Below are 820 nucleotides of genomic sequence, written 5' to 3' on the forward strand. Positions count from 1 at the left end.
GGTCCTCCCACGGGTTGTGGATCGCGCCCACCGCCGGCGGGTTGCCGTTCAGACCGTGCCGTCCGCTCGCCTTCTCCATCAGGTAGCGGGCGGGGTTGCGGAGCTTGGGGCCGTAGTAGTCGTTGGACCCGAAGACGTACGCGCCCGGGAACTCCATCAGCGGACCCAGCGCGTCCATGACCTCGGGGACGCCCTCGGGGTCCGACAGGTTGTCGCCCGTGTTGATCACGAAGTCGGGACGCAGCCCGGCCAGCGACTGCAGCCAGCGCTGCTTCTTGCGCTGACCGCTCACCATGTGGATGTCGGAGACCTGCAGCACACGCAGCGGGCGCATGCCCGGGGGCAGGACGGGGACGGTGACCCGCCGGAGGCGGAAGGAACGGGCCTCGAAGCCCGCCGCATAGACCAGGCCGGCGGCCCCGGCCGCCACGATTCCCAGGGGGATTCCGTATCGCGCGCGCATGTGCCCATCGTGTCAGACCGGTTGGACGCGGTGAGACCGGCCGCCGATTAAATGGGCGGGCGGGGCCGGGCGTACACCTGCGACAATCGGGCCATGACCACCACGCTCAAGTCGAAGCTGCAGGACGACCTCAACGCCGCGATCAAGGAGCGCGACGAGCTGCGCTCCTCGACGCTCCGGCTGACGCTCGCCGCGATCACCAAGGAGGAGGTCGCGGGCAAGGAGAAGCGGCAGCTGTCGGACGACGAGGTGCTCAAGGTGATCACCCGCGAGGCGAAGAAGCGCCGGGAGGCCGCGGACGCCTTCGCGCAGGGTGGCCGGGCCGAGCAGGCGGAGCGCGAGAAGGCGGAGGGCGAG

The 820-nt window shown here is 70.4% G+C and carries 2 protein-coding genes; one reads left to right on the forward strand and one right to left on the reverse strand.

Annotated elements, in window-relative coordinates; genetic code table 11:
• Positions 1–463 (reverse strand): metallophosphoesterase (locus CCN44_RS41600; protein WP_414820559.1); only part of this gene is annotated, 463 nt, incomplete at its 3' end.
• Positions 464–556: 93 nt separating this feature from the next.
• Here CCN44_RS41600 and CCN44_RS41605 point away from each other — a divergent pair.
• Positions 557–820, forward strand: a 264-nt coding sequence (locus CCN44_RS41605) for a GatB/YqeY domain-containing protein (RefSeq protein WP_158103231.1), incomplete at its 3' end; no start/stop codon positions are given.

This window comes from Streptomyces tricolor (assembly GCF_002155905.1).
Lineage (GTDB): Bacteria > Actinomycetota > Actinomycetes > Streptomycetales > Streptomycetaceae > Streptomyces > Streptomyces tricolor.